The sequence below is a fragment of the Kitasatospora sp. NPDC001660 genome (assembly GCF_053596725.1).
The window spans coordinates 1-26,600 of record NZ_JBSFGU010000044.1 but is presented as its reverse complement, the minus strand read 5'-3'; the positions used below and the strand labels follow the sequence as shown (position 1 = coordinate 26,600).

The following is a 26,600-nucleotide window of genomic DNA, read 5'->3' as shown; positions in this document are numbered from 1 at the left end:
GCGGCGTCAGAGAGACCTGCAGCGGCACCGTTTCCCGACTGCTGCCGGAGGTCGCACGGCGATGGTCTGCCGGCCCAACCACGTGCCCGAGGCGGGGCAGCCGCTGCGGACACGGGGTTGAGGGCCTTACGGAAGTCGCCGGTCTTCGGAAGAGTCGTGGGGTCCGCAGGGCTCGTAGGGCTCGAACTCGGGGCTGTCGAGGAGCTCCGAGATCGAGAAGGGGTGCCGGTGGTCGGTGAGGAGCCGGTGGATGAACTCGGTGGTGGAGCCGTCGAACCGGGCCTGGTGGTCGCCGTCGTCGTTGCGGGCGATGACGGGCCACCGGTTCGGGTCCGGGCCATCTGTCAGCCAGTAGAACTGGTCGGCCTGTTCGGAGCCGGCCCACTGCAGGAGCCCGCCGGGGGCGGGGTGGAGCCGGTAGGGGTGGTAGAGGTCGGCGATGCCGGGGTCGGTGGCGAGACTGGCGAGGCTGCGGGCGTTCTTGACGAGGCACGGGACGTTCGGGAACGGGTCGTCGGAGCCGGGCGGCGCGCTGGGCAGGAAGACGTCGAGGAAGCCGGCGAACGTGCCGGGGCCGAAGTACTCAGCCAGGTCCCGGTAGTCGGTGGGCAGGGCGGTGCCGAGCCGGGCTTGGGCCGAGGGCCAGTCGACGGGCCACTGCCGCGACCGCGGCCGGCCGGTCACCACGGCGAGCCCCCGCAGCCAGCGGGCGCCCGGAGCCTCGTCCCCGGCCTCTGCGTCCTCCGTGTCCCCGACGTCCCCGGCGGGCAGGCAGGCCGTCGCCGGGTCGGCCCGGTGGGCCGTCACCGCCACCAGGTACGGTGCGCCACCGTCGTCCCGGACGATCCCGCAGCCGATCCAGCGCTCACGCACCGCCCATCCGCACAGCTCGACCAGGCGCCCGCCGAACGGGGCCGCCAGCGGCAGTCCGCGGTCGTCATCGAGAGTCGGGTCGACGAAGCCACCGGTCGCGAGGTTGCGCGACGACCCCCAGCGCGGGCGCAGCGCCTCGACGAGCCGCCGGTGGGCGGCGTCGAGGTCGCCGCCGACCGACAGGCGGGCGATGCCCGGCGTCGGGCTGGCCAGCAGGGCGTCGATGCGGTGGAGGTGATCGGTGGCGTCGTCCATGGCCTCAGTCAACCGAGCGCCACTGACAGGCTCACCGTCGCCCACCGGATGCCCACCGCTCCGGCCGTCACCCGCCCAGGTGACAGCGGCAGTGCCCCCAGAGGTTGACCGCCGATCATCGGCTCGGTCGCGGCCCCGGCACCGGGCCGTCACATGGCGCCACACGCTGCGGCGGCAGGAACGTCGGGCCGCTTGATGCCGCACCGGCCGCGATCCCCCTCCCCCACCGCCACCAGGTGTGCCGCGGCGTGACGCAGGTGCCAGGCGGACAAGGGGACGGCCGCGGCGTACACCGGCTGGTCCCACCTCGCGGCCGCTTCCGCCGCGGCCGCCGCCATTGCGAGCAGTGTCCGCCGAGCCGGTACCGAGAACCTCCCCCGAGAAGCAGGCCCTGTCCGACATGCTCGACACCTGCAACCAGTGATCGAACCACCTGCCGCTGAACGCCACCAGGCGCACGTGACCGCCGGGCCCGGCGGGGTGATGACCGAGGAGGTCGGCTGCGTCACCGGGTATCTGACTGTCGTCACCACCGCCTTCCCCAACGGACAGGCCTGGGTCGCGGTCCAGTACCGCGACGCCGAGGAGTGGTACACCCTCACGGGCACCCCCGCTCCCCTGCCCGACGGCGAGACTCTCGCGGCGTACCACCAGCGCGTCCTCGTCGCTGTCCGGGACGGTGGCAAAGCCGCTGCACCGAACTAACCCGGGTGCCCGGCCGCAGGCCGGGCACCCACCCACCCACGTGCCGTGCCACAACGCACAGGAGGGTTGCGTTGAACAGGCCCGGGCAGGCTTGAGCACATGGCGACCGAAGAGGATCTGCAGGCAGCACGGCACCTCCTCTCCCAGGTCCATCAGGTCGGCCGGGACCCCGGACGCGAGCCATTGCGAGCAGTCCTGCGCCGCCTCACCCGTGGCCGCCTCGGCCGACGTCGCAGCCCTTACACCGCGCCTGAACTAGGCACCCCCTGGCAGGACACCCCGTCACCCTTGCGTTCCACGTGGCGCTGCCGCAGCGCCTACCTCAACGGCGAGCCCGTCTTCGAAGTCGACTACAGGATCTGCACCCGCTGCCGCCTCGGCTGGGTCGAGGAACCACACACCCACGAGGCCTACCAACGACTCGGCCTAGCAGCCGCCGGCCTCGCCCAGCTGCGCACCGAGCACCCCGGCATCGCCTGGCACACCCTCGGCAGCCACATGTTCGCCGCCAAACCCTTCTGGAACTTCGTCGGAACCGGCGTCGACGGCGCCTACCGCCAGCGGAGACTGTGCCAACACCTCAACCCCAGCCCCCGGTGAGAAGGGCCGGTCCAGAGCCTCGAACACCGCGCCTCCGCCGATGGACCCGCCGGAACCGCTGTGTGCCCGACTGCTCAGCGGCCTGGTCGCCAGTCTGTCGGCCGGGCAGCCGGCTCCTGGGGGAGGGACGCCGTCGCCCCGAGCTCAGGGGCGACCGTGGCATCGGTCCGGCCGGCGGCTTGCAGAAGCCTGCGCCTGAGCGCGGCCTGGCGTTCCTGCTCTGCGTCGGCCGGCCCCACGGGTGTCGTGGACGGTGCGGTCGGCTGACTCGCCCGGCCGGCAGCAAACATGCGCAAGCTCTGCCCGCACCGGTCCCCGGAGCGGACCGTCACGGGTGCGGAGGACCCCTGCGGCCAGACGGCGATGACGTAGTCCTCGACCGGTTCCTCGCAGACCTGGTCGAACGCGGTGTCCCGGCCGCGGGCGCAGACCCGTATCCGGTACCAGCCGGGGCCGGATGCGCTGAGGTTCGGCAGGCGCGGGGCCGGGCCGTGGGCGAGTGAGTCCACGCGCAGGTTGCCGAGCGGGGCGAAGACGCTGGCCTCGACGATGTCCGACCAGGAGTCGTCCAGGTCGGGCATCGGTGGCCGCTCGCCGTGGGCCGAGGCCCGGACGCGGACCGGGCCGGTGTCGATGCCGGTGTAGATCCGTGCGCCGGCAGACATCAGGACGATCAGGCCGGTGGAGTAGTCGGAGGTCTCGGCGGGGATCCGTCCGCTGTCCAGCACGCCGAGCGAGTGGTCGACTGCGCGCACGTGGACCCAGTCCGACGACATGATCAACTCCCTTTGTGAGGTGGCGTTTCCACGCTAGCAATCCGGCGGGCGGGAAGAAGCCGAACCGCACAACGGCTGCCCGCAGCGCGACCGGATCGCGCTGCGGGCAGCCTTCAGGCGTGCGGTCAGCACCAGGACCCGGAAGGGGTCTCCGTCGAGGACTCGCTGCCAGCGGTAGAACTGCGACATGATCCCGCCCTGCGAGTTGTTGTCGCCCTCGGCGATCATGCAGACGCTGACCCCGGTGGGCCCGGTCTGACTCGGCAGACTGAAGTTGCATCCGTCAAAGGTCCGGCGTGTTCCCCCGGCGCTGAGCCCCTGGTAGGAGGAAGCGAGCGGGTACTCGTCGCAGCTGAGCCCCGCGATGCTCGGCGCATCCCCGCACGCCTGGGTCCGGTTGGCGTTGTTGATGGCGTCGTTGGTCGTGCGGTAAAGCGGCGCCTCGAACGTGGCACCGGGCAGACCGGACGCCTGAGCCCGCGAGACGTGACCGGCCAGGGTCGGGTTCGCGGCCTGGCTGTAGGACACAGGCGCCGCGTACCACGGCACCACACAGCCGACGTACGGGTTGCCCGCGGTGGCGTTGTCGCACCGGACATCGTTGGCGTTGTACGCCGCCTGCGCCGGCGTGTACGCACCGTTCTGGAAGGTGAGCTGCCAAGTGGTGGTGCAGGTTCCGATCGCCCCCGGCGTTGTGGCCGTGGTCGTGAAGAACGCCTCGCCGATCCGCCAGCTCTGCAGCGGCGAGACGCCCTGCGCCGGGAAGTTCGAGTTGTTCGTCGTGCACGACCCGTTCGAGGTGGCAGCGCCCTCAACGGTGGCGTTGAGAGCAGCGCCCCATCCGGAGTACGCCGAGATCTCGATCTGGTGCGCCCAGACCGGCTGCCCGGCGTCGGAGTACTCGTAGTTGATCACGTTCATCTGCGCCTCGCCGGTGACGGTCGTCGTACCGTTCGCGGTCTGGCGGGTCGTGTAGGTCAGGCCGTGTGAGCCCCAAGAGGAAGAGCGGCCCGCTGATGCGGACGGTCGAAAACGGCCAGGGGTGCTCTTCGCTCCCCGGTTGGTTGAGGCATCACTGATGGATCGGAGTCGCCTGTCTCCTGAGTGTGCGGCCGACGTTCAGGGGCGGTCCGCCGCGACGAGGCGTCGCAGGGCGGCATGGGCGGGTGGGCCCCAGGTGGGCTTGCCACCGGGGCGGCCGTGGACGCCGGCCTCTCCGATGAGGATCCCGGCGAGGGCTTTCAGCACCGCCCAGCCGCGGGCGCGGCGCAGGGTCGCTGCGTCCGGAGCCGGCTCGTATGCGGCATAGAAGCGGTCGGCGGCGCCGTCCGGCAGCAGGATCCATGCGGCGGCGAGGTCGCAGGCGGGATCGCCGGCGCAGAGGTCGCCGAAGTCGATCACGCCGCAGAAAGTGCCGTCCTCGGTGAGGACGTTGGCCGGATGCAGGTCGCCGTGGAGCCACATCGGCGGGCCCGCCCAGCCGGGCGCAGCGGCGGCGTCTTCCCAGACCGTGCGGACGGCGTCCGGGTCGGGGATCAGCCCCATCTCGGTGGCCGAGGCGAGCTGCCCGGCGAACCCCTCGGCGTACTCGGCCAGCGGCCCGCCGCGGTCACGACCGGCGGGAGCCCCGCTGGGAGCGGGTCGGTGAAGAGCGGTGAGGAAGCCGGCCAGGGCGTCGGCCGCCTCCGTGGCGCGCGTGGCAGGGGCCCGGTCGGCGGGCTCGCCCGGCACCCAGGTGGTGACGATCCAGGGCCGCGGAAACCGCTCGGAGGGCTCGCCGAGGCGCTGCGGGACGGGGACCGGCAGCGGGAGGTGCGGGGCAAGTGCGGGAAGCCAGGCGTGCTCCTTGCGCAGCAGCTCGTCCGCGGACTGCGTCGCCCAGGGCAGCCGCACGGCGAGGTCGTCGCCGAGGCGCCACAGTTGGTTGTCCCAACCGCGCGCGCCAAGGCTCAACGGACGGTCGGCCAGGTCGGGGTGCTGGTCGCGCAGCAGATCCCGGATCAGCTCTGCGGTGACCTCGATCTCGGTGTGGGTCATGCGGAGCAACCGTAGCCCTGCGGCGGCCTCCGGGGAATCAAAACCAGCAGGTCCGTCCCCCCACTCAGCGCGAGGTGGGAAATTCAGGCAGCGTCATCACCGCCCGGCTGGGCCCGTCCGGCCCACTTGCCCCATGCGCTCGAGGACACAAGCACGGTCACCCCTTCCTCCGGACCCGCACCGAGTACGACCGACACCAATCGCCTCCACCAGGTGAACCTTGCCCGGGATCACCAGGTCAGGGTGCACGACGGCCAGGTACGGGCCGGCGTAGGCGGTGCGTAGCCCGGCGTCAGACGAGGGCAGCGAGGTTGGTTCGGTAGGCCTCCAGGGGAGTCGCAGGCCGGTCAGGAGTGGAACCGGACCTCCGGGTTGGCGGCGGTCGGCCCGTCGAACAGCGGCTGGTCGATGCCCTTCAACTGGAGGTCGAAGAACGCCCCGACATACTGGCGGGTGAGCTCCACCCCGCGCCGGCCCGACATGGTGGTGCCCGGGTCCTGGGGCATGCCGAGCGCGTCGTAGAACATCGGGAAGTCGGTGAAGCTGCCGTGGTTGGCGCCGTCGAAGCTCAGCCACCGCTTCCAGCCGTCGAGCCGGGGCCAGCTCTTGGACCAGCTGTCGTCGTCGCCGCTGCTGCCGGCGTCCTGGTGGTTCATCATCAGGAACGGCTTGCCGCCGATGCCGGACTCGGGCACCAGGTAGTTCATGCTGCCGTCCAGGTCCACCCCGGCCTGGATCCGGTCGTCGGTCACCAGTGCGGGAACGCTGGCCGCGCCGCCGGCGGAGTGCCCGGCCATGCCGATCCGGTCGCGGTCGATCATGCGGGCGTAGCGCCAGGCCGGGTGGGGGCGGCCGGTCAGCTGGTCGATGACGAAGGACACGTCCTTCGCCCGGCTCTCGTCCAGGCCCTTCCAGGCCTCCAGGGTCTTGAGCTGGCCGCACATCACGCAGGGGAGCGTCTGCCCGTCCGGGAAGGTGGTCCCGGTGTTCTCGTAGGTGTGGTCGACCAGCGCCACGACGTACCCGCGGCTGCCCAGGTCCTCGGCGAGGCTGGTGAGCGAGGCGCGAGGCTTGCTGAAGCCTGGCGACAGCACCACCAGCGGGTAGTGGCCGCCCTGGGGGCGGGCGTCGGTGCTGGACCACGTCCGGGTGTTGGTGACCGACTCGGTCGGGATGGTGCTGGTCGAGGACCCGGAGTCCAGCAGCATCCGGGCGGCTGCGGCGGTCATGTACGGGGCCGGGCTGCCGGTTCCGGTGTGGGCGGGGTAGTACATCGTGACCATCAGCTGACGCGGCCCGGCGGAGGGGACCCACGGGTCCGGACGGTTCTCGTCGACCAGGTGCAGGACCTCCTGCCCGACCGCGTACGGCCCGGTCGGGCGCGGGAGTTCGAGGTGGAGGGCGTTGGGGGTGGTGGCGGAGGCACCGGCGGCGACCGATGCGGCGGGCGCGGCCAGGGCCGGTGCGGCGGCGACGGACAAGGGGAGCGCGAGCAGCAGGGCTGCCGCGGCGGCGGTCGTGCGAAGTCGGCTCATATGAGCGACGGTAGTGCGCGGGCACGGGAACTGACGTCGCCTCAGCGGTGTACTGATCCCTTCCGGGATGCGCCCGGAGCGCCCCCTAGGGGACGGGCAGGCGGACGGACGGGGTCAGCGGATCGCCTCCAGGATCGTCGCGTTGGCCAGGCCGCCCGCCTCACACATCGTCTGCAGTGCGAACCGCCCGCCGCTGCGCCGCAGTTCGTGTACCAGGGTGGTCATCAGCCGGGTGCCGCTGGCGCCCAGTGGATGGCCGAGGGCGCTCGCGCCGCCGTTGACGTTGAGCCGGGCCGGATCGGCGCCGGTCTCCTGCAGCCAGGCAAGGACCGCACTGGCGAAGGCCTCGTTCCTCTCGCCGCGAGCTTCCTGTATCGGTGCCAGATCCAGGCGGAGCGCACTGCGACCGGCAAGAGGTTCCGGTCCCGCAGGAGCGACCTCGAGCCCGACCTCCCGCTGATGATCCTCGCCGGTTCGTTGGCGGGGGACACGGCCGTGCGCTTCGACGTGCCGTACTGGGCCGAGGAGATCGGGCGCACCGAGGGGCACCTGCTGGCGGAGATCGACTGGCTGGTGAAGCACCGCTTCCTGGCCCTGGACGGCGCCGTGGACAACGTCATGCGGCTGTGGGTCAACCCGGCAGTGGGATGCCGGGGCGGGACCGACCCCCGGATCGCTGCCGCCCGGCACCGGTTCCCTTTCACGGCCCTGCACGACAAGGGAATGGCGGCCGCCGAGCCGGTACGCATCGTGGAGTACAGCGAGGAGCTGTGGGAGGGGATTTACCAGGCCAACTGTGGAATCTGGGCGTGCACGACCATGCCGTCCCCGGACTGCGCCGTCCATCGGCCCCGCGCCACCCTGCGCCCGGTGTAGAGCGGCGCCAGCCGGCGGGTGCCTCGCGGCATGCCGGGTGTCGACCGGCGGGCGACGGGTGTGGCCGGGTGGTCGCGCGTGCCTGCGCGGTGCGCGGCCTGTTGCTGCGCCACCATGGGCCAGAGGCTCCGATACCGCTGGGCCCGAGCCGGCCAGGGGGACTGTCGATGCCGGATTCCGTGGAGAAGCGACCTGCCGGGCGGCTGTGGGTGGTACGCATCGTGCCTCGCGGGCGGCCCGCCGAGGGGGTGGTCACCCTCCAGTGCTCGGCCCGGGCATGCGCCGCCGGGACCGCCGGGCCGATCAGGGAACCGGCCGCCGCCCGCACGGCGGCGTTGACACACCTGGCCGTCCACGCCCGCACTGCAGGCCCGCCCCCGCCCAGCGCCGCCTGCAGCTACAGGGATGCCGGCTGCGCCTGGCACCCGCGCAACGGACACTGCGGCGGGCCCGTACGTCTGATCGTCGCGCCCGACCGCCTCAGGCGGGTGTGGCGCCTCGCGGAGGTCTGCACCCGCTGCGCCGCCGCCGTGCCGAACGCCAAACCCGTGCCCGTGCCCGTCCCTGCGGCGGTCCCGCCGGACCGGCCGGGCCGCGTGCCCGCGAACGCGGCAGCGGTGATCACCGCCCCGGTTGCCACCGGCGGGCGCGGCCAGGCGGACTCGCCCCGGACCACCGTGAACACGCCGACAGGTACCCGCCCGGCCGTCAATCCGGCCCCACTGGCAGGGGATTCGATCGCTAAGCCCCCCGCGGTCCCGGAGGTCGCCGAGGCACCGGAGAGCCGGCCGCCCACGTGACGGCGCTGCGACAGGCATGGCACTACCTGGCCAGCCAAGGCGTCGGCACGACGCCCGAGCAGCGTCTGCTGGCCCTGGTCTGTGTGTGCCGGGCCGCCGGGCAGGGCGATCGGGCGGGACGGGTGAACCTGACCTCGCGGGACCTGGCCGGCCCGCTCGCCCTGGTCGACCCGGCCGGGGCGCTCGACGGTCTGCTGGCCTCCGGGTGGATGTCCGGACCCCGTGAGGCGCTCTTGGACGGCGATCCGTGCCGCGCGGTGGAGTTCCGCCTCCGCAACATCGCCGACGGCGGGGTGAGGCCGATTGATGTGCCCGAGAAACTGCGGTCCCGGATGTCCGGCCTGGCGCAGCGGGTGCTCGGGTGCAGGCGGCTACGGCAACTGCCCGCTGAGATCCGGCTGGCCGCCGCCTATCTCACCGCCCATGTGGGGCCCGAAGGCCGTGGCGCGGCCGGTCTCGGGGACCTGGCCGCCGCCTGCCTGGTGGATCGTGCGACGGTAGCCGCGGCTGTGGCGGCCCTGGTGGAGACCGGGCTGGTCACCGGCCACGAGAGCGGCGATGGCCGACTCCTGTATCACCTGCGGGACGAGCTCGCCCCCGCCGACGGGCCGGGCTGCCTGCCCGGGCCTCGGCAGCACCGCCCCGGCAAGCGGCCCGGGCGGCGACGTGCGCACGTCCCGAAGCCGGACGGGGACACCGAGCGCGCGCTGGCCTGCCCAATGTGCGACCACCCGGACCGGGAAGGTTCAGTTCCCGCACAGCGGCGGCCCGCCTTTCCCGGCCGCTCGTCGCTCACCGGCCGGCAGGCCGCCGTACTCCAGGCCGCCCTGGCCACGGTCGCCCGAACGGCGCCCGATCTCGGCGCGGACGTGCGGCTGGCGGCGCTGTGGTGCGCTACCCGGGCGCTGTGGGCCGGGGAACTGGCGATGACCCGGCTCCGGATCGGCAGCATCCCGGTCCCGGGCGCCGCCGAGTGCCTGCGGCAGCTGACGGCGGCCGGCTGGCTGCGCCTGGATTCGCGGGCCCTGGCCGCGGCCACCGGTGCGGACCCCGAGCTCGTGGCCGTCCCCTCGATGGCGGTGCGCACCGAGGCCTTGGACATCGGGCGTGCCTCGGCGGACTACGTCGCGTCGTGGCAGTGCCGGCTCCTGATCTCGGCGCCACTGGCTGCTGCCGCGTCGGCCTCCCGGCTTGTCGCCATTCACTTCCTGGCGCACAGCGACGTGCTGCACCGGGCTGAGACCTCCGTCGAGGACTTGCAGCTTCTCCTCGGCAGCGGCGACGGCGGGCAGGTGAAGAGCGCGGTGGCCGGCCTGCACCGGATCGGGTGGCTCGGTGCTCCCCCGGTGTTCGAGGACGGTCGTGTCCGGGTGGTCCTCGGTGCGGGCGCGACGCCCTTCGCCCCGACTCAAACTCCCGTCCATGCCACGGCCACTCCACCGTTCCCCGATCCGCAGATGCGGGCCCGCGCCGCCACGCTGGTCGAAGACCGGGCCCGCGACTGGCGCAGTGGGTGGCCGAGTACCGCGCCGCGCACGGGCACGGGCCGACTTGGAGGGAACTGCGCAACGCGCACTTTCCCCACCGCGACCCTGAGCGGATGGAGCCCGAGCACCATGAGGCCGTCAGGCTGCTCCTCGAGGCGGGCTGGCTGTCGGGGCTCGGCCGCCGAAACGGCCTGCGCCCGGGCTGGCGCCACCGTGAATGCTGCGACGCCGTCCCCTGATCCGCAGCGGGCCTGTAGAGGCCAGCCCGCGCCCCGCAGGCGCCACGCTGCCGAAGGGCCGCAAGCGCCGGCTGACGTGCTGTGGCAGTTCTTCGGCTTCGCCCGCTCGCAGCACCTGATCCTCGTCGATCCGACCCACGGACTGACCGCGAAGGAGACGAAAGGCTACCGGGGCCGGCCCCTCACGCTCGACCAGCAGCGGGACCTGTTCCGGCGGTGGACCTGCGACGACAAGGCCCACCCCCACGAGGCCCTGCTCGGCATGCTTGCCCTGCTGCACGGCGCCTCCAGTGCCGAGATCCGCATACTGCAGGTCAACGACATCGACCCAGCGGCACGAACGGTCCGGCTCGGCAAACGACCGCACCCGATCCCGCTCGACCCGGCATCTTGGACGCTGCTGCAGAGGTGCCTTGCCCACCGCGCGGCTTGGTCGACGGAGAACCCCCACGTCATGGTCACCAAGAGGACGAAGGTCGGCCGGAGTGCGGCTTCAACGGCCTATCTGTCCCACGTCCTTGACGATTACGGCCACCCACCCCGAATGGTCCGCGGCACCCGCCTGGTCGACCTCGTCAACACCATGGATCGCAAGCTCGTCGCCGCGGCCTTCGGCATGGACCCGCAGGCCGCCCTCTTCTATCTCGCCGATCACGTCGATGCCGGGAGGCTCCCTGAGCGGTGAGCCATCCCGCTACTGCAGGTGCAAAGCGCCGGGGGCACGACTCTCGAAGATCTCGACGATCTGGTCGAAGACGGTCTGTCCGCGTCGGTCGTGTGCGGCGGCCAACCTGGCTTCGACGGCCGCCCGGTTCGAGGGGTGGCACCGCGCCAGGCGAAGCTCCAACTGGCGCACCGTTTCTGGGCAGCCGAGGTGCTCGCGCGATACGACATGGTCGTGCCACTCGACGACATAGTCATCCGCTTCGGGGCCCCCGGGCCCGCCACTGAGGCAGTCCGCGAAGGCGTCGAGGTTTCGGCCGAAGTACTGGCGTCCCGGGCTGTCGAACGCGTCCATGAGGACCCGCCAGAAGTCATCCAACGATCGAATCCGAGTGCCGTCCAGCACGAAAGTTGCCATCACGATCCGCAGGATACGTCCGCCTCGGAGTCACGATCATCTGGATTGAACCTGTGCTGTTCAGGCACCACCTTGCACGGGTTCGCCGGAACATGTGCGCTTCGGCTTGTTGCTGGTCACGATCACCGAGGCGCGTTCGTAGCGGCTCGTGCGGGCCCGCAGCCCCAAGGTTGACGGGGACAACGCGTACTCCTTCCTCCTGGACCTGACCACTGGGCATGTCCTCGGCTACAGCAGCCTGGGCGGCTCCTGGTTCGAAGATGCCCACGTGCCGCTGGAGGATCTCCGTCGCGACCTGGCCAACCGGCGGCGCCGTGAACAGGAGCAGCAGCGAGCACAGGAGGCCGCGGTCCGACGGGCGTCGGCCCTGCCCGTGCCGACGTGGCCGCTGCTGCCGGACGGCTACTACGACCAACGCGGCAATCCGGCTCCCGAGCTCGCACGCCGGCGGCCGATCACCGACGAGGCCCGGATCCGCCACGTCGCCCGCCTACCCCTCGTCGTCGCACTGAACAGCCCGTATTTCCGCGAGGTACCCGTCGAGCACCGGTGCGAGGCCCTTCACCGTGTCCTCGACCGCCTCATGCGCGCACCGACACGGGACGCCGTGGTCATCGATCGCGACGCCATCATCCTGACCGGCAAGAAGGTCATCATGACGCTCAGCCCGGACTGCGCCGCGGTACGCACCCTCAACCCGCCCCGGCCGGGCAAGAACCAGCCCCCGATGTTCCACGCCAAGGACTGGCCCAAAGATCCAAGTAGATCAGGCCCGGTGACGAACACCGGCCCGCGCGTACGGCCCTTGAGTCGACGGGGCAGCGGCCGGGCGTGTCCGTCATCGGGCCCCGGCGCGCTTGACGGTTCTGATCACCGGTGCCGTCTCGACGTGCGTGACAGCCGGCAGCGCGGCGACCCGGGTGGTCAGGTAGCGGTACAGCTCCCGCTGGTTCGCGCAGACCACGCTCGCGCACAGGTTGGTCGGACCGGTCGTGGCGGCGGCGAAGGCGATCTCCGGGTGCCCGGCCAGGGCCTCGCCGACCTGCTCCAGGTACGCGGGGGCGACCGAGAGCCAGAGCAGGGTTCGGGTGCCGAGGCCGAACAGGCTCCGGTCGCAGTCGATGTCCAGGTAGAGCACCCCGCGTTCACGCAGCTCCGCCATGCGGCGCCGGACCGTCGTCGGCGACCAGCCGGTCACCGCGGCCAACTCCTCGAACCCGGCCCGACCGTCGGTCGCGAGCGCGGCCAGCAGCTTCCGGTCGCCTTCGTCGAGCCGCGCCGGTCCCGGTCGGTTCTGCACAGGTGGCGGGCTCAGTCGCTCGATCGCCTCCTCGTCCAGTGAGCCGAGCTTGGCGATCAGGTTGTCCGGGCCGCCGTAGAAGGCGTGCAGCACGGAGTGCGCGGTGACCCCCTCCACGCGCGGGGTGCGGGGGAGCTTGGCCAGCAGCAGCGCCTCGCCGTCGGCCTCGGTCTCGATACGGACCGTGCAGGTGATCTCGGTACCGCCGGAGGTGAGGCTCACCCAGGACGTATCGGGGCGTCCGGCCAGGGCCTCGGCGATCGGGACCGACGCGGTGGGCGCGCAGCGCACCCGGAGGAACCACAGCACCCCGCCCAGTGCGGTCGGGTCGACCCCGCCGAGCACCCGCAACGCCCCGGCCGATCGCAACTTGGCGTAGCGGCGGGCAATGGTGCGATCCGACACGCCGAGCACCTCGGCGATGGTGCTGAACGAGGCCCGACCGTCGATCTGCAGGGCGTGCGCGAGTCGACGATCCAGGTCGTCGTAGTCGGATTCCACCGAGCTGAGCCTACTGAGCGTCAGTTTCCGGCGCAATCAAGCAGGTTTCTGGCTCGGTTTTCCCGGCGGGCGGAGTGTTGCTCCTGTCCTGATCGACACAGGCAAGGACCGACCCAACCGAGGAGAGAATCCATGGACACCGATGTGCTCGTCGTCGGCGCGGGCCCGACCGGAATGACCCTGGCCAACGAGCTGCTGCTGGCGGGGGTGTCGACCGTGCTGGTCGACAAGCTGCCGGTGCGCAGCGAATTGTCCAAGGCAGGCGGCATGCAGTCCCGCACGCTGGAGGCACTCGACCAGCGCGGCCTGCTGGAACCGCTGCTGGCCACCGGCGACCATCCGGTCGTCGACGGCCACTTCGCCGGGATACCGCTGCCAACCGATCCCGCTCTGCACCGTCTGCCCTGGCGGTCCGTGCCGCAGGTGGTGATCGAGGGGTTCTTCGAGGAACACCTTGCCGCACGCGGCCTCCACGTCCGGCGGGACCACGAGTTGGTCGGCATCGTCCAGGACGCGGACGGGGTCACCGCGACCTTCGCCGACGGCGCCACCGTACGGTCCCGGTACCTCGTCGCCGCCGACGGTGCCCACAGCACGGTGCGTTCGCTGCTGGGGGTCGAGTTCCCCGGTCGACCGGGCACGTCGACCGTGATCGCCGCCGACGTGCGGTTGAGCGGCGCCGAACAATTGATGTCGCACACCTGGAGCGACGACGGGCACATGGCGGCGCTGTTCGCGCTCGGCACCGATCCGCAGGGCAGGCCGCTGCGTCGGCTCGCTCTGAGCGGGCCGGGCCGGCCGCTGCCCAGGGAGGCCCCGGTCACCGAGGAGGAGATCCGCGAGGGCCTGCGCATCGTGTTCGGATCGCGGGTGCGCCTGCTCGAACTGCGCTACGCCCGCCGCATCACCGACGCGGCTCGGCAGGTCGCGCGGTACCGCCACGGGCGGGTGTTCCTGGCGGGCGACGCCGCCCACGTCCATCTTCCACTCGGCGCACAGGGCATGAACACCGGGATGCAGGACGCGCTCAATCTCGGATGGAAGCTCGGCGCCGCCGTGCACGGCTGGGCACCGCAGGACCTGCTCGACACGTACCACGCGGAGCGACACCCGGTCGGGGCCGCCGTGCTGCACAACGTCCAGGCACAGAGCCTGCTGATGGACTGGGCGGGCACCCGCGACCCGGACGTGGCGGCCGTCAGGGAGATCTTCACGGCCCTGGCGCAACTGCCCGACGTTCAGCGCCATCTCGCCGAGATGCTGTCCGGGATGGCCGTCCGCTACCCGATGCCGGGCACCGAAGCCCACCCGCTCGTCGGCCGGCCTGCGCCGGATCTGGACCTGGGCTCGGTCCGGGTCCACGAACTGCTGCGGTCCGGGCGCGGTGTCCTGCTCGACCCGGCCGACACGTTCGCCGAGGTCGCCGCGCTCTGGCCGAACCGGGTGGACCGCGTGTCCCAGTGCGCCGACACCGAGCCGATGCTCATCCGGCCGGACGGCTACGTGTGCTGGGCGGGCGGTGCGGGTGATATCGAATCCGCGCTCGGCCGCTGGTTCGGCGAGCCCCGTCGATGACCAGCGGCCTGCGCCACCGGAGAACTGCCCGCCGCCGCGTACGGGCGCCGAACAGCTGGCGCCCGACGCGCCGCCGACCCGGCCGTCCCCGTCAAGCAGCTGTTCCGGGAGATCCAGGAACGGGGATACGCCGGCAGCCTCAACCTGCTCTACCGCTACATCACCCAAGGCCGTGCCGAGGGCGAGCGGCCGGTCACCACCCCGCAGCGCTTCGCCCGCCTCCTGCTCACCCGCCCCGAGAACCTGCGCGACAAGGACACCGCCCTCCTGCGGGAACTCACCAGAACCTGCCCCGAGATGACCGAACTCGCCGGCCTCACCGGCGACTTCGCAAAGCTACTGACCCCAGCCGAGGGCAACGACGCCAAGCTCACCGACTGGATCGCCCGAGTCCGCGCCGCCGACCTGCCCCACCTTCAGAGCTTCTGCAACGGCCTCGAACTCGACCGCGCCGCCGTCGAAGCCGGCCTCACCCTCCCGTACCACAACGGCCGCACCGAGGGCGTCAACACGCGAACAAAGCGGATCATGCGCCAGATGCACGGCCGAGCCGGATTTCCCCTGCTCCGCCACCGCATCCTTCTCCCATAGCGGGGACACAGCGTCACCACCGACTACGGAACAGAGCCGTTAAGTCGACACTCCCATCGCGCGGATGAGTGCGCCGAGGCCGGCCAGCGCGGCCATCGCCACCGAGTTCGGCCTCTCGCCACCAGCCCGTACACCGGTGGAGTGCCCTGTCACGACCCACTGCGATGATGGCCGCCAAAGCCGACAGGAGGGGGCACAGGACGTGATTGAGCTGGCCGAGCAGGTCGTCCGGCGGATCGCCACGGAGGTCGTCAGGCATGCGCCGGAGGGCTGGACCGAGGCGGTGCTGAACTGCGTTGCGGGTGTCGGTGGGAGCTTGAGGTCCGGTGGATACGCCGTCGCTGGGGCACCCTGGCAGCCGTTCCTCCGCTACGGCTTCTACCCCGAGCTGTGGAGCCGGGCGGAGGCCATTCGCGCCAGCCGGGGCTGGGAGCACGCCGGCATGGAGGTTCGGTGGCGGCCAACGGGTGAGTTCGACCTGGTCGCATTCCCGGATGCGGTCACCAACGCCCACGGGTACGGCGCCGGCTTCCAGGTCGTGCTCGACCACGACTACCGGCTGCCCCAACCGGGCTTCGGGCAGGAGCCGGGAACGGCCGGCCCGGCCGGCGACCCGGACCTGGCGGTGTCCCGGTTCCACGCGTACATGGAGCACCGCGCGTCGATCCTGGGGAGCGGTGACGCGTTCCGCCTTTCCAGCACCTTCGGGCCCAGTGGCAGTTGAGTCCCTCGCGAGGTCACTGGGGCGCACTGGAGTCGGTGCTCGCGGCCCGCACCATCTGACGCAGGCTCGCGCGCGCCCCGCGCCTCCCCTGGCCGGGGTGCGGGGCTTCGCAGCGGCGGGCCAGTCGGGCTGGGGTTCGACCAGGCCGACGGCGAGGTCGGCGCCGAACAGCGGCCGCACATTGGCGGCTACGCAGGCCTTCGCGTGCCGGACGGCACCGGAGACGGTGTCCCGGTCGGTCAGCGCGAGCTCGGTGACGCCGCGCTCGGCGGCCCGATCGGCGAGTGCGGTCGGCAGGGACGCGTCGTAGTGGACCGAGTAGTCCGAGGCGGTGTGCAGATGAGCCGTGAACACCCTGCACCGCCTCCTAATCCGGTCGCCCCCTTCGTGTCGTCGATCTCGGCCGGCCGCCCGGTGCCACAGTGCAGTGCGGCGGGGAGGGAGAGGATGCTCGGCGGCCGGGGGACGCCGACGGTGGGAAGAGGAGACGCGGTGACGTTCACCGCGATGCACACGGGGCGGGGCCGGTTCGACGCGACCCAGGACGACCTGAGGTGCGGCTGGGCTTGGACGGAGGTCCACCGGGCGAGACCGCGGCAGCCGCCGACGCACCGGTCGATGGGTTGAGGAGCGGAACGCCGGTCAGTGGATCCGGCCGGTGGCGAGGGTGAGGACCATCCCGAGGCCCAGGGCGGTGAGGAAGCCGCCGGCGGCCTTCGTCAGCCACGGGAGGGCGCGGGTGAGCTTCGCGAGCGCGCGCCTGGAGCCGAGGGCGACGGCGATGAAGAGATCCCAGGCGAGCACGACCGCGACCATCCACGTCCCGTAGAGCACCAGCGAGACCGGACCGGCGTCGGTGAGAGCTGCGGCCAGGCTGATGTAGAACAGTGCGTTCTTCGGATTGAGCAGGCCCGAGGCGAGCCCGAGACCCAGGCTCCTCACCCAGCCGGCGCGTCCGGCTCGCGGCTGGTCCGCGAGCTCGACGCTGACCTCGGCCCGGAAGAACACGATCCCGATCCAGATGAGGAACGCGCCGCCGGCCGCCTGGATGACGTGCAGGACCACGGGCGCCGAGATCAGCGACAGCCCCGAGAACGCCGCCGCGATGAGGATGCCGTTCGCGCCGGCGATCCCGACGCAGACGCCGCCGGCGCTGCGTCGGCCGCTGGTCGTCGCGGTGCGGGCGATGAGGAAGAAGTCCACCCCGGGGATCAAGAGGGCGAGGAAGTGCGCGACCGCGATGGCGAGGAACTGCTCCACCGTTGCTCCAGGGGCTTGACGACGATCTGTCCCGCCAACTCTGGAGCGGCCGCCCGGTAGGGTCTTGTACGAAGTTGCGTCAGCGGCGGTAGGCGCCGGGAGTGGCGGCGACGTGGGCCCGGAAGACCCGGTGGAAGTGGCTTTGGTCGGAGAAACCGAGCGCGTACGCGGTCTCGGCGAGCGACCGCCCGTCGCGGAGCATCGCCCGCGCGGCGATGACGCGGTCGTTCTGCCGCCATGCCAGCGGCGGCAGCCCGGTGGCTCGCTTCATCGCCCGGATGAGCTGGTACTTGTCCATCCCGACGGTCTCGGCCAGTTCGTCGAGCACCGGCATCGGCTCGTCCTGGTGCAGCCGGTCGATCACCGTGCCCAGGCGGGCCAGGAGGGCCGCGTCCGCGGTGGGAACGATCCGGTGGTGCGGTTCGAGCTCCGCGCAGTCCCGAAGGACCTGGCGGAACTTGGCTTCGGCGCGTTCGGCATCGGTGTCGAGGAAGAGCAGGTCATTGACGGCGCTGAACCGGTCGTGCAGGCCCGGGTGGCGGTAGACGTTGATCCCGATGGGCACGTCCCCCGGCCCGTCGGACAGGAGCGTCGTGATCCAGTCCTGATCGGCCTGGACCATCTGGTACGTCCAGCGGCCGTGCTCCGGGTTGCAGGCGTGGACGTGCCCGGCGGGGATGAGGATCACGTCGCCCGCCGTGAGCGGGAGGGCCGGGCCTGCCGCCCCGGTGAAAACGGTCGTGCCGGAGTCGATCAGCCCGATCGAGAAGCGGTCGTGGGTGTGTGGCCGGTAGCAGGTGATCTGCTGGCAGGAACGCCGCGACTCCAGGTGCGGTAGCAGCGGGCTGTGCCAGAACTCGGGCATCGGCCGTCACCCACCTCGTACTCGTGTCAAGGGACAGGGACCGCCCCGGCCGGGCTGCCGCCGACGCTGAAATGTCTGAAATGACGCTATCGGCGTCCTCTGCGGCCTGTCAAAGGCCCTTGGACCGGAGGCACACCGCGCCCAAAGGCAGTCGTATGAGGCCACGGCACGGGTCGGTCGGCGCGGCGCGGCGCTCGGCTTCCAAGCCTCCGCGGCAGACCCGGGAACGGCGCGACCCCTGTAGCAAGCCGTCGCCGCCGGGCGCGCCGCCGCACGACCTAGTGTCCTGCGCCAGGAATTCGCTTCATATCTTTGTTCATGGCGCGTATGGGGCGGCGATCCTCGAACGACTCGCCTCATATCTTGAACGAATTCCTGGCGCAGGACACTAGCTGGATCGACGTACGGCCGGGGTTGGTGGCGTCGCGGGTTTCACGAGGCGGCGAGCGTGGCCACGACATCCTGGGCGCAGGCGGTGGCGGCGGCTTCGGCCTCGGCGGGCGGGATGTCCTTCAGGGTGACCCCGGAAAAGGTGCCCTTTTCATAGCCGATGGTGATGAGGGCGTTGCGCTGGAGCACCACGAGGTCGGCGTGGTTGTACCCATTCATGGTGGTGTAGAACAGGGTTGCCTTCTCCCCTATGCCGGGCACGGCCCGGTCGTCAGTGACCTTCATTCCGACGGTGGCCCCCCCGTTCCGGTGCCCGGCCACGGTGGTCTCGTAGAGACTCTCGGCGACCGGGGACAGCAAGACCATGACCTGCATCATGGTCCAGCCTCCGTCATTGCTGTGCCAGCCCGCGCTCGCATTGGTCATGCCCCCGACGTCCTTTTGCTCGCTGCAGGAGGTTCCCTTCGCATAGCGGTCGACCGTCTCGGGGCGGACCAGGGCGCAGCCCGCAGCCAAGGTGGTGTAGGGCGCCGTCGTAGGGCTCGCCGGTCCGGGCGTGACCGCGAGGGTCGGCGCGGGCGAGACGGCCGTCGTGGCCGAGACCGTCGTCGCTGCGGAGACCGTCGTAGCGGCGGAGACCGTCGTAGCGGCGGAGACGGTCGTCGCGGTCGCCGCCGGGGTGACGAGGTTGGCCACCAGGCCCAGGACGAGCGCTGCGGTGCCCGCCCCGGCCGTGAGGCCCCCGAGCAGCCAGGTCCACCGCCGGGTGGGTCCGGCCGGGCGCAGGTCCGCCGGGTCGGGGAGGGTGGCGGGAGTGGGCTGTGGCGGCAGAGGGCGGGTGCCCGGGAGGGTCGGCAGCGGTTCGGTGGCGGGTGGGGTGTCCTCGATCTCGGCCATCTCGTGATGAACCCTTCGGAGGCTGTCAGCCGGCTGACAGGTGATAGGCGGTCAGGGTGGTCCCGTAGCCGACCAGCAGGGCCGAGTCCTGGACGAGGACTTGCGGGGCCCCTGGCTGCCGGGCGAACGTCTGGTGCCATTGCGGTTTGCCGGCGGCGCTGGTGAGCGACTGCACGGTGATCCCGTCGGCGGCGGTGGGCGCAGTGATCAGGAACGACCCTCCGACGGCGCCCCACACGGTGGCGGCGCCGTGTGGCGACGGCCAGGTCCACGCGGTGTGCCCGGTGCGCAGGTCGAGGGCGGACGCGTCCTGCGGGCCGCCGGTCACGACGACGGTTCCGGCGTCCGCGCACCCGGTGATGACGCCGGTGCGCGAGCCGGTCCAGAGCCGGGCGCCCTCGGTGTCGAAGGCCGCCGTCACGACCTTCCCGTCCGTGGCCGTCGTCGCGGTGAGGGGCAGGCAGGTGACCACTCCTTGGCGGAGTGAGAGCGAACCCTGGTAGAAACCGGTGTACATGGTCCCGGACGGAAGACCGGTGGGCCGGCTCCAGAGCGCGGTTGCGTTCTGGCCGTCCACGGCGGTGAGGGCGAGATCCGCGCCCAGGGCGTACAGCCGGCTCCCGTCCGGCGGCGCGTACAGGTCCTGGGCGTCGAGCGACCAGCGTTGGCGTCCGGTCGCGCTGTCGAGTGCCACGAACCGGAGGGCACCCTTGGCGAGCCGGGCCGGGTCCCCGAGGAGCGTGACGATCAGCAACCCCGCCGACGGCATGCCCTGGATGCGGAACGAAGTGCCCAGCGCCGTACTGCTCCACAGTCGGCGCCCTCCGGCCGCGTCGTAGCCGTGCAGCGTTCCGTCCGCTCCGGTGACCAGCAGCAGGCCCGGCAGCGGCAGGGCGACGGACTGCGCACCGGGAACCGGGTCGGACGAACGCCAGACCGTGTCGCCGCTGCGCGCGTCGCGTGCCCGCACCGAGCCGTCGGAGTCCACGGACCAGAGCCGCCCGCCGTCGCCGACCGGGACCATCCCCGCCTCCGCGGTGCTGCTCCACAGCACCCGTCCGTCGGAACGGTCGTAGCCGACGGCCCCCGTGCGGTCCGCGCACACCACCGCCACCGGGCCGCAGCCGACCGGTGTCATGCCGGCCCGCGGAAGGGTCACCGACCAGGCTCTCGGGGGCGCCCCCGACGTGCCCGGCCACAGCGCCCGGGTGGCACCGCCCGCGGCGGCCGTGGCGAGCAGTGCTCCGCCGAGGACGAGCAGCCGGCGCCGGGTGCCGTTCGGATCGCTCAGCACCCGGGCCAGTTCGCGCTCACGCCGGCGTACGGTCCGCTCCGCCCCTCCCAGCCAGTCGGTGCCGACGGCCGGGCCGTACCGGAAGGCCTCGGCGAGCTCGGCCGGTGCGGGCCGCCGGGCCGGATCCCGGTCCAGACAGCGCACCAGCAGTCCCGTCAGCTCCGGTGGCACTCCGTCGAGGTCCGGAGGTTCCTCGGAGGCCCGGTAGATCAGCACCGCCGGCGGCCCCTCGCCGAAGGGCGTGCGGCCGGTCCCGGCGAAGGCCAGCACGGCGCCCAGTGAGAACAGGTCGCTGGCGGGGGTGAGATCCAGCCCTGCCGCGTGTTCGGGAGACATGAACCCGGGGGTGCCGATGATCTGGCCGCTCGCGGTGGGCAGCGCGTCGGCCGTCGGCTTGCTGATCCCGAAGTCGATGACCCTCGGGCCGTCCCGGGCGACCAGGATGTTCGAGGGCTTCAGGTCCCGGTGGATGATCCGGGCGCGATGGATCGCGGCGAGCGCCTCCACCAGGCCCGCTCCCAGTACCTGCAGCGCGGGCCCGGCGAGCGCGCCGTGCCGTACCACGGCCTCGTACAGCGACGGCCCGGCGACGAACTCGGTGGCCAGCCACGGGACTTCCGCCTCGGTGTCGGCGTCCACCACCGCCACTGTGTAGGCCCCGTTGACCGACCTGGCCGCCGCCACCTCCTGGGTGAACCTGCGCCGGAACTCGGCGTCGGCCGCGTACTCCTGCTGCACGGTCTTCACCGCGACGGGGCGCCCGCTGCCGGTGGCGGCCAGGTAGACGGCGCCCATGCCCCCCGCGCCGAGCTTTCGCAGGATGCGATAGGGACCGATGCTCTGCGCGCTCATGCGGCGCCGGCCCGGAAGGCGCGCAGCGTTGTGGAGGAGGCGCAGTAGAGCGTTCCGCCGACGGCCGCGGTGGTCCACTGGCCCTCGTCGGAGGACGGGCGTGACACCCAGCGGACCGCGCCACTGGTGGCGTCCAGGACGGCGGCCCCCGACGACCCGCCCAGCAGGGGGACGCCGAAGAAGCCGTCGCCTGCCGACGGCACCCGGAAGTCCATCCCCGTGCCCGCCGAGGTCGCCGTCGCCACGGTGGAGTGCCACAGCCCTTTGCCGGTCGTGACGTCCAGGCAGTAGGCGGTGCCCAGGTTCCCGGACAGCAGCAGCCTGCCGGCACCCAGTGCACAGCCGAAGACCGCCTGCGGGACGGGGGGAGCCAGCCAGCGCTGCCGCCCGGTGGCCGTTTCGAGGGCCACCACCGTCTGGCCGTTGACGACCAGCAGCAGTTCGCCGGTGCGGATCAGCCGTGAGGGCAGCCCGGCGCCGCCGCCCGCGAGGCCGGCGGCCTGCCACTGTGACGCGCCGGTCCGCAGGTCCACCGCGTGCAGGACGTCACCGTCGCGGTAGTAGCACCTGCCGTCGGCGACCAGGCCCATCGAGCTGCCGGAACCGCTGTACAAGGGCTCATAGTCGCGGGCCATGGGCACCGCCATGTTCTGGGCGACGTCGTGCTGCCACAGCACCTCCCCAGTGCCCGGATCGGCCCCGACGACGACTCCGCCGCCGGCGAAGGCCGTCGGCCGGGCCATCACCACGGTCCGGTCGTCCGCGCCGAAGACCCGGATGCTCATCTCGGCGTCCATCCGCTGCTCGGCGGGCACGGTGAGCGGGATCCGGTGGTCCTCGGCCGTGGCGTTCAGCCACACCAGGCTCTTGAAGTCCATGGACGTCCCGTAGGGCAGCCCGTTCTGCGCCTGGAAGAACTGGACGTCCTTGCGGGACCACGCCTGACGCCCCGTCGAGCCGTCGAGGCCGGTCGCGCCCAGCCCCTCGGACCACCACACCGGGGTGGGCCCGAGGACGGACAGCTGATGGCCGACCGCCACACCGCTGAACGGCCGGCTCCACAGCGGGGCCGGGGCTTCGGGCGAGGGGCTCGCGCCTCCCGTGTCGGCTCCCCATGCGTCCACGGGATTGCCGACCGTCGCCGTCCCGGCGGCCACCCGTGCCCGACGGGTGAGCAGCAGCGGGACGCCGACGGCGGCGGCCGCACCCGCGCCGAGCCCGGCACCGAGGCCGAACAGGCCGCGGCGGCTGAGCGACTGCCACGTCCGCACCGGCAGCGCGGGCGGATCGGCGGGCGGCGCGGCCAGGTCGATCGCGGCCTGCCGCTCCCGGGCGTCAAGGTCGGCCAGCAGGCCCGGACTCAGCAGTGCCGCCGGATCGACCGGAGCCAGTGCGGCCAGCACGGCCGCCGCCGCAGGCCGCCGGGCAGGCTCCTTGTCCAGGCACGCGGCCACCAGCGGGCGCAACACGGCCGGCACACCGGCGAGTTCGGGCTCCTCGTAGACCGCCCGCCGGTTGATCTGCGCGGGCTCACCGGTGCCGAACGGGGCACGGCCGGTGAGCGCGTACACCAGCAGGCAGCCGAGCGAGAACACGTCCGACGAGGCTAAGGTGACGGATGCGGAGACGATGCGCTCGGGAGCGATGTATCCGGGCGTGCCGCACACCATGCCGGTCCGGGTCAGGTGAACGGCGTCGAAGGCACGGCTGATCCCGAAGTCGATGACACGCGGACCGTCCCGCGCGATCAGCACATTGCCCGGCTTGAGGTCACGGTGCACCACGCCCACCGCGTGGATCGCGGCCAGCGCCTCCGCCAGCGCCGCCCCCAAGGCCCGCGCACCCGCCTCGCTGAGCGGGCCGAACCGCCTGACCACCTCGCCGAGCGACGGCGCCGGCAGGTACGCCGTGGCCATCCACGGCCGGGAACCGCGCGGCTGCGCGTCCACCACGGGCGGCGTGTGGAACCCCGTCACCCGCCGGGCGGCCTCCACCTCCTGCTGGAACCGGCGCTGGAACTGCGGGTCCTCCGCGTACTCGAGCCGGATGACCTTCACCGCGAGCAGCCTCAGTCCAGGCGAGCGGGCCAGGTACACCACCCCCATCCCGCCCTCGCCCAACGGCCGCAGCAACTGATGGGGGCCCACGAACACGGCCGGCTGCGCCGCTATTCCTTCGGTGTCACCATTGGCAGCCACCAAGCCTCCCCCAGTATGTCGCCGCCGTCACGGACAGAGTGACACGTAGAGCTCATCAAGCGGTTCCCTTCCCCGCATTGTGGGATCCCATCTGCCGGCCGGGCAGGCTGGAGGCGTCCGACGCGTTGCTCGACAGGCCGAAGACGAAGGAGAGTCCTTCAGAAGCGATTCCCAAACCGAAGGTAGGGTCACGTTTTCCCAGGTGAGGTGCGTGGTCGTCCTCCGGTAGGCATGCTCGGATCGTTGTGTCGGTGCGGGGCGTGCTCGGAGGTGGCGGATGCCGTCGGTGTTGGGAGTGCTGGAGAAGCGTGAGCGGATGGCGCTGGCCCGGGCGGAGGCTCCGAAGTGGAGCGGCTCCAGGCCGCGTTGGCCGAGGCGGAGGAGAGCGCGCGGCGCGCGGTCATCGCCCGCGAGGAGACGGTCGAGGCCCTGGCCGAGGTGGCCGATGAGGCCGGCGCGGTCGACGTGCCGGTGGAGGTGCCGGTCGTGGGGGCTGCGGGGCCGCGGGTGGAGGTGCCGCAGTGGCGCGAGGGCGCGGGGACCGAGGAACTCCCGCTCGACTGCGCGCGAATCGTGGCCCTGGTCGAGCGCGACGCGACCGGTGGTGGGGAGGGAGTGCGGGCGCGGGTCATGCGTGAGCATCTGGGCTGGCCGTCGAGCGATGCGAAGGAGCAGGCCGCCCGGTTCCGGGCGAAGCGGCTGGTGGAGCGGGGCTGGTTGACCGAGGTGCGTCCGGGGCTGTTCAGGCCGCGGACCGCTTGACGCGGCGGGGTGCCGGTCGGCCGGAGCGGGCCAGGCGGCGGGTGGCCGGGATGCTCGCGGCCCACCAGGCCATGGCCTCGGCGCTGTCGATGCGCCCCTCGTAGTCCCGGGCCAGGCGACGGGCCCGGATCAGCCAGGAAAACGATCGTTCCACGATCCAGCGGCGTGGCAGCACCACGAATCCGGTGGCGTCGTCGCTGCGCTTGACGACGGTCAGCGCGAGCGCCAGGACGGTGGTGGCGAAGGCGACCAGCCAGCCGGTGTAGCCGCCGTCGGCCCAGACCAGGGTGATGCGGTGGTGTTCGGCGCGCAGTTGTTCGAGGAGGTCGCGGCCGGCGTCGTTGTCCTTGACCGAGGCGGCGGTGACCAGCACGGTCAGCAGCAGGCCCAGGGTGTCCACGGCGATGTGCCGCTTCCTCCCGTTGATCTTCTTCCCGGCGTCGTAGCCGCGCGAGGCGGCGGGCACGGTGGCGTCGGCCTTGACCGACTGCGAGTCGATGATCGCGGCGGTCGGCTCCTCCTTCTTGCCGGCCAGTTCGCGCAGACGCTTGCGCAGTCGGCCGTAGAGCTCCTTGATGTAGTCGTTGTCGCGCCAGCGGCGGAAGAACCGGTACACCGCCCGCCACTTGGGGAGGTCGGCGGGCAGGCTGGCCCAGCGCACGCCCTCGGCGACCAGGTAGCCACCGCGTCGATCATCTGACGGTGGCAGAAGCCCTCCGGTCGCCCGCCGATTCCGTTCAGCCAGGCCGGCACCGGAAGAAGCGGCCGGACCAGATGCCATTCGGCGTCGGTGAGGTCAGAACCGTAGCGGCGGGTCCGGTCCGGCTGATCGGCGGTGTTCCCGAGTCGGTGCGCGAGGCAATCGCACGACATGCCGGAGCTGGACGCGGACGGAGCAAGCGCGCCACAGTGGGACACGAGGGCCTCCTGTTGGTTCGTTGACTCGACATCACCGAACTGTGCAGGAGGCCCTTCTCCTATGCGCCAGCCGCAGAGCCTTCACCCGAACGAGCCCGATCAGCACGGAAGTTCGAGCGGCAGCTGTATCCCTCGGTTTGGGAATCGCTTCTTACGCGTGGGTGGGCGGCTGGGCCTCCAGTACTTCGAGCACCTCGACCGAGGCGGACATCACGATGTAGGCGCTGCCGAGATCGATGCTCGTCCACCATGTGTCCCGGTCCACCCGTTGTCCGACGACGCCCCACTGGACACGCGCACTACGGTGATCCACATGGACATGCAGACGGCGGTCGCGCGCCTGGCTGAGGAAGCCGAGCAGCAGATCCGCGCCCGCGTATGGGAACTGACCCCGGGCGACCGCGGCCTCGCGGTCCGGGTCGAGGCCGGGCTGGGCGAGGCCGTCGGCCCGCCGGACGCCCAGGAGGTGCTGCCGGAGAAGGACCGGCTGGAACACCTGCGGGAAGTCCTCGCCGTCCTCGCCATCGCCCTTGCCAGTACCCACGGCCGCCTGGCCTGGTTCCTCTCCGGCGCCATCACCGCGCTCGAACCCGTCCTGCGCTGGCGCGCCCTGCCCGCCGCAGACGACCACGCCTTCGGCACCGTCCCCCCGACCCCCGAGCACTACACCGAAGCCGAGGACGCTGTCCGCCGCCTCCAGGCGACCCTCGCCCGCATCATCGCCGACTGACGCTCCGGCAGAGCGCCGACCGCTCGCGCCAGGGCGGCCGCCTCACTGGCTTTGCTTCCGCACCGGACGGTAGACCACCACACCCCTCCAGCCCCGGCGCCTACAGCTCACCCTGTCCGTCTGGTGTTTGTGGGTGTTTCATGCGGTTTCCGGGGGATTCTTCATACCGGATGAGCGCCACGTTGTCCGTGTGTGACATACCGCTTTCGAAGCAATCGGGGCAGGGCGGGCTTTCGGCCGTCACGCTGTGCTTGTCGGTCACGGCTCGGGGCGGGGAGACCGCCGGTGTACGGGTTCGGCGTTCCGGCTCCCGCCGTGTCGTTCGGAAAGGGGTCTCATGTCCCACCGTCCCGGCCGCCTCAGGCGGCTCTACCGTGTGCTCACCGTCCTGGCCCTGACGGCCGCTGTCGCAGCGCCCGGCACGGTCGCCTTCGGCGACTCCCCGCACCCCCCTCCCAAATCCCTGCGCCCGTGGGTGA

At 72.0% G+C, this 26,600-nt stretch carries 21 protein-coding genes and 3 pseudogenes; 9 read left to right on the top strand and 15 right to left on the bottom strand.

The annotated features are described in order from the left end of the window. Positions 1-126: 126 nt before the first annotated feature. Complete coding sequence (locus tag ACWCXH_RS31840; protein WP_449804966.1) at positions 127-1,128, bottom strand: hypothetical protein; 1,002 nt, start codon at positions 1,126-1,128, stop codon at positions 127-129. Between the two features lie 420 nt (positions 1,129-1,548). On the opposite strand from ACWCXH_RS31840, the gene ACWCXH_RS31835 reads away from it, so the two are divergent. Together ACWCXH_RS31835 and ACWCXH_RS31830 are read left to right on the top strand one after the other, a co-directional pair. Beyond that, on the top strand, positions 1,549-1,833 hold the full coding sequence (locus ACWCXH_RS31835) for a hypothetical protein (protein WP_449804965.1): 285 nt from the start codon (positions 1,549-1,551) through the stop codon (positions 1,831-1,833). Between the two features lie 288 nt (positions 1,834-2,121). Further along, positions 2,122-2,433, top strand: a complete 312-nt coding sequence (locus tag ACWCXH_RS31830) for a hypothetical protein (RefSeq protein WP_449804964.1) — start codon at positions 2,122-2,124, stop codon at positions 2,431-2,433. A 74-nt stretch (positions 2,434-2,507) separates the two neighbouring features. On the opposite strand, the gene ACWCXH_RS31825 is transcribed toward ACWCXH_RS31830, so the two are convergent. The 5 genes and pseudogenes from ACWCXH_RS31825 to ACWCXH_RS31805 form a co-directional block, all read right to left on the bottom strand. Beyond that, positions 2,508-3,209, bottom strand: coding sequence for a hypothetical protein (locus ACWCXH_RS31825; RefSeq protein ID WP_449804963.1), 702 nt, complete (start codon positions 3,207-3,209; stop codon positions 2,508-2,510). Positions 3,210-3,242: 33 nt separating this feature from the next. Next, a complete protein-coding gene (locus tag ACWCXH_RS31820) occupies positions 3,243-4,130 on the bottom strand; it encodes a NucA/NucB deoxyribonuclease domain-containing protein (protein ID WP_449804962.1) in 888 nt (295 codons plus the stop codon). Positions 4,131-4,328: 198 nt separating this feature from the next. Then, positions 4,329-5,246 carry an aminoglycoside phosphotransferase family protein gene (locus ACWCXH_RS31815; RefSeq protein WP_449804961.1) on the bottom strand — a complete coding sequence of 306 codons (918 nt, stop codon included), beginning with the start codon at positions 5,244-5,246 and terminating at the stop codon, positions 4,329-4,331. Positions 5,247-5,593: 347 nt separating this feature from the next. After that, the gene (locus tag ACWCXH_RS31810) at positions 5,594-6,781 is read right to left on the bottom strand and encodes an alpha/beta hydrolase family protein (RefSeq protein WP_449804960.1); all 1,188 of its coding nucleotides are present in this window, start codon (positions 6,779-6,781) and stop codon (positions 5,594-5,596) included. A 114-nt stretch (positions 6,782-6,895) separates the two neighbouring features. Further along, positions 6,896-7,138 (bottom strand): annotated as a pseudogene (locus ACWCXH_RS31805) (steroid 3-ketoacyl-CoA thiolase); the annotation flags it as partial. Positions 7,139-7,240: 102 nt separating this feature from the next. Here ACWCXH_RS31805 and ACWCXH_RS31800 point away from each other — a divergent pair. After that, positions 7,241-7,657: a hypothetical protein gene (locus tag ACWCXH_RS31800; RefSeq protein ID WP_449804993.1), complete on the top strand. Its 417-nt coding sequence runs from the start codon at positions 7,241-7,243 to the stop codon at positions 7,655-7,657. 796 nt (positions 7,658-8,453) lie between these two features. After that, entirely contained in the window at positions 8,454-10,868 is a 2,415-nt protein-coding gene (locus ACWCXH_RS31795) for a hypothetical protein (protein WP_449804959.1), read from the top strand. 9 nt (positions 10,869-10,877) lie between these two features. Here the strand turns inward: ACWCXH_RS31795 and ACWCXH_RS31790 are convergent, their stop codons facing one another. Both ACWCXH_RS31790 and ACWCXH_RS31785 read right to left on the bottom strand, forming a co-directional pair. After that, on the bottom strand, positions 10,878-11,267 hold the full coding sequence (locus ACWCXH_RS31790) for a barstar family protein (protein WP_449804958.1): 390 nt from the start codon (positions 11,265-11,267) through the stop codon (positions 10,878-10,880). 835 nt (positions 11,268-12,102) lie between these two features. Next, positions 12,103-13,065, bottom strand: coding sequence for an Lrp/AsnC family transcriptional regulator (locus tag ACWCXH_RS31785; protein ID WP_449804957.1), 963 nt, complete (start codon positions 13,063-13,065; stop codon positions 12,103-12,105). Positions 13,066-13,197: 132 nt separating this feature from the next. Here ACWCXH_RS31785 and ACWCXH_RS31780 point away from each other — a divergent pair, with 132 nt between their 5' ends. The 3 genes and pseudogenes from ACWCXH_RS31780 to ACWCXH_RS31770 all read left to right on the top strand — a co-directional run bounded on the left by ACWCXH_RS31780 (position 13,198) and on the right by ACWCXH_RS31770 (position 15,955). Continuing rightward, positions 13,198-14,640, top strand: a complete 1,443-nt coding sequence (locus ACWCXH_RS31780) for an FAD-dependent monooxygenase (RefSeq protein ID WP_449804956.1) — start codon at positions 13,198-13,200, stop codon at positions 14,638-14,640. A 63-nt stretch (positions 14,641-14,703) separates the two neighbouring features. Beyond that, positions 14,704-15,231 (top strand): annotated as a pseudogene (locus ACWCXH_RS31775) (transposase); the annotation flags it as partial. 202 nt (positions 15,232-15,433) lie between these two features. Further along, positions 15,434-15,955: a hypothetical protein gene (locus ACWCXH_RS31770; protein WP_449804992.1), complete on the top strand. Its 522-nt coding sequence runs from the start codon at positions 15,434-15,436 to the stop codon at positions 15,953-15,955. Positions 15,956-16,111: 156 nt separating this feature from the next. Here the strand turns inward: ACWCXH_RS31770 and ACWCXH_RS31765 are convergent. The 6 genes and pseudogenes from ACWCXH_RS31765 to ACWCXH_RS31740 form a co-directional block, all read right to left on the bottom strand. Next, a pseudogene (locus tag ACWCXH_RS31765) lies at positions 16,112-16,309 on the bottom strand (PHP domain-containing protein); the annotation flags it as partial. Between the two features lie 288 nt (positions 16,310-16,597). After that, positions 16,598-17,215 (bottom strand): LysE family translocator, encoded by a 618-nt coding sequence (locus ACWCXH_RS31760; protein ID WP_449804955.1) that lies wholly within the window; start codon positions 17,213-17,215, stop codon positions 16,598-16,600. A 79-nt stretch (positions 17,216-17,294) separates the two neighbouring features. Further along, positions 17,295-18,080 carry a helix-turn-helix domain-containing protein gene (locus tag ACWCXH_RS31755; protein ID WP_449804954.1) on the bottom strand — a complete coding sequence of 262 codons (786 nt, stop codon included), beginning with the start codon at positions 18,078-18,080 and terminating at the stop codon, positions 17,295-17,297. A gap of 432 nt (positions 18,081-18,512) precedes the next feature. Beyond that, positions 18,513-19,367: a hypothetical protein gene (locus ACWCXH_RS31750; RefSeq protein ID WP_449804953.1), complete on the bottom strand. Its 855-nt coding sequence runs from the start codon at positions 19,365-19,367 to the stop codon at positions 18,513-18,515. Positions 19,368-19,392: 25 nt separating this feature from the next. After that, complete coding sequence (locus tag ACWCXH_RS31745; RefSeq protein ID WP_449804952.1) at positions 19,393-21,513, bottom strand: protein kinase domain-containing protein; 2,121 nt, start codon at positions 21,511-21,513, stop codon at positions 19,393-19,395. Beyond that, positions 21,510-23,711: a protein kinase domain-containing protein gene (locus ACWCXH_RS31740; RefSeq protein ID WP_449804951.1), complete on the bottom strand. Its 2,202-nt coding sequence runs from the start codon at positions 23,709-23,711 to the stop codon at positions 21,510-21,512. The genes ACWCXH_RS31745 and ACWCXH_RS31740 overlap by 4 nt, the downstream gene beginning before the upstream one ends. Before the next feature lie 345 nt (positions 23,712-24,056). Between ACWCXH_RS31740 and ACWCXH_RS31735 the strand changes: the two genes are divergently transcribed. Next, positions 24,057-24,473, top strand: coding sequence for a hypothetical protein (locus ACWCXH_RS31735; RefSeq protein ID WP_449804950.1), 417 nt, complete (start codon positions 24,057-24,059; stop codon positions 24,471-24,473). On the opposite strand, the gene ACWCXH_RS31730 is transcribed toward ACWCXH_RS31735, so the two are convergent. Continuing rightward, on the bottom strand, positions 24,454-25,134 hold the full coding sequence (locus tag ACWCXH_RS31730) for an IS5 family transposase (protein WP_449804949.1): 681 nt from the start codon (positions 25,132-25,134) through the stop codon (positions 24,454-24,456). The two genes, ACWCXH_RS31735 and ACWCXH_RS31730, sit on opposite strands and share 20 nt — an antisense overlap. Before the next feature lie 570 nt (positions 25,135-25,704). On the opposite strand from ACWCXH_RS31730, the gene ACWCXH_RS31725 reads away from it, so the two are divergent. Next, positions 25,705-26,121 (top strand): hypothetical protein, encoded by a 417-nt coding sequence (locus ACWCXH_RS31725; protein WP_449804948.1) that lies wholly within the window; start codon positions 25,705-25,707, stop codon positions 26,119-26,121. Positions 26,122-26,600: the final 479 nt, after the last annotated feature.

What these genes read in the sequence shown, in the direction of transcription:
- ACWCXH_RS31840 (WP_449804966.1), bottom strand. Translation starts at nt 1,128, where the DNA reads ATGGACGACGCCACCGATCACCTCCACCGCATCGACGCCCTGCTGGCC.
- ACWCXH_RS31825 (WP_449804963.1), bottom strand. Translation starts at nt 3,209, where the DNA reads ATGTCGTCGGACTGGGTCCACGTGCGCGCAGTCGACCACTCGCTCGGC.
- ACWCXH_RS31820 (WP_449804962.1), bottom strand. Translation starts at nt 4,130, where the DNA reads ATGAACGTGATCAACTACGAGTACTCCGACGCCGGGCAGCCGGTCTGG.
- ACWCXH_RS31815 (WP_449804961.1), bottom strand. Translation starts at nt 5,246, where the DNA reads ATGACCCACACCGAGATCGAGGTCACCGCAGAGCTGATCCGGGATCTG.
- ACWCXH_RS31810 (WP_449804960.1), bottom strand. Translation starts at nt 6,781, where the DNA reads ATGAGCCGACTTCGCACGACCGCCGCCGCGGCAGCCCTGCTGCTCGCG.
- ACWCXH_RS31800 (WP_449804993.1), top strand. Translation starts at nt 7,241, where the DNA reads ATGATCCTCGCCGGTTCGTTGGCGGGGGACACGGCCGTGCGCTTCGAC.
- ACWCXH_RS31780 (WP_449804956.1), top strand. Translation starts at nt 13,198, where the DNA reads ATGGACACCGATGTGCTCGTCGTCGGCGCGGGCCCGACCGGAATGACC.
- ACWCXH_RS31755 (WP_449804954.1), bottom strand. Translation starts at nt 18,080, where the DNA reads ATGCCCGAGTTCTGGCACAGCCCGCTGCTACCGCACCTGGAGTCGCGG.
- ACWCXH_RS31750 (WP_449804953.1), bottom strand. Translation starts at nt 19,367, where the DNA reads ATGGCCGAGATCGAGGACACCCCACCCGCCACCGAACCGCTGCCGACC.
- ACWCXH_RS31745 (WP_449804952.1), bottom strand. Translation starts at nt 21,513, where the DNA reads ATGAGCGCGCAGAGCATCGGTCCCTATCGCATCCTGCGAAAGCTCGGC.
- ACWCXH_RS31725 (WP_449804948.1), top strand. Translation starts at nt 25,705, where the DNA reads ATGGACATGCAGACGGCGGTCGCGCGCCTGGCTGAGGAAGCCGAGCAG.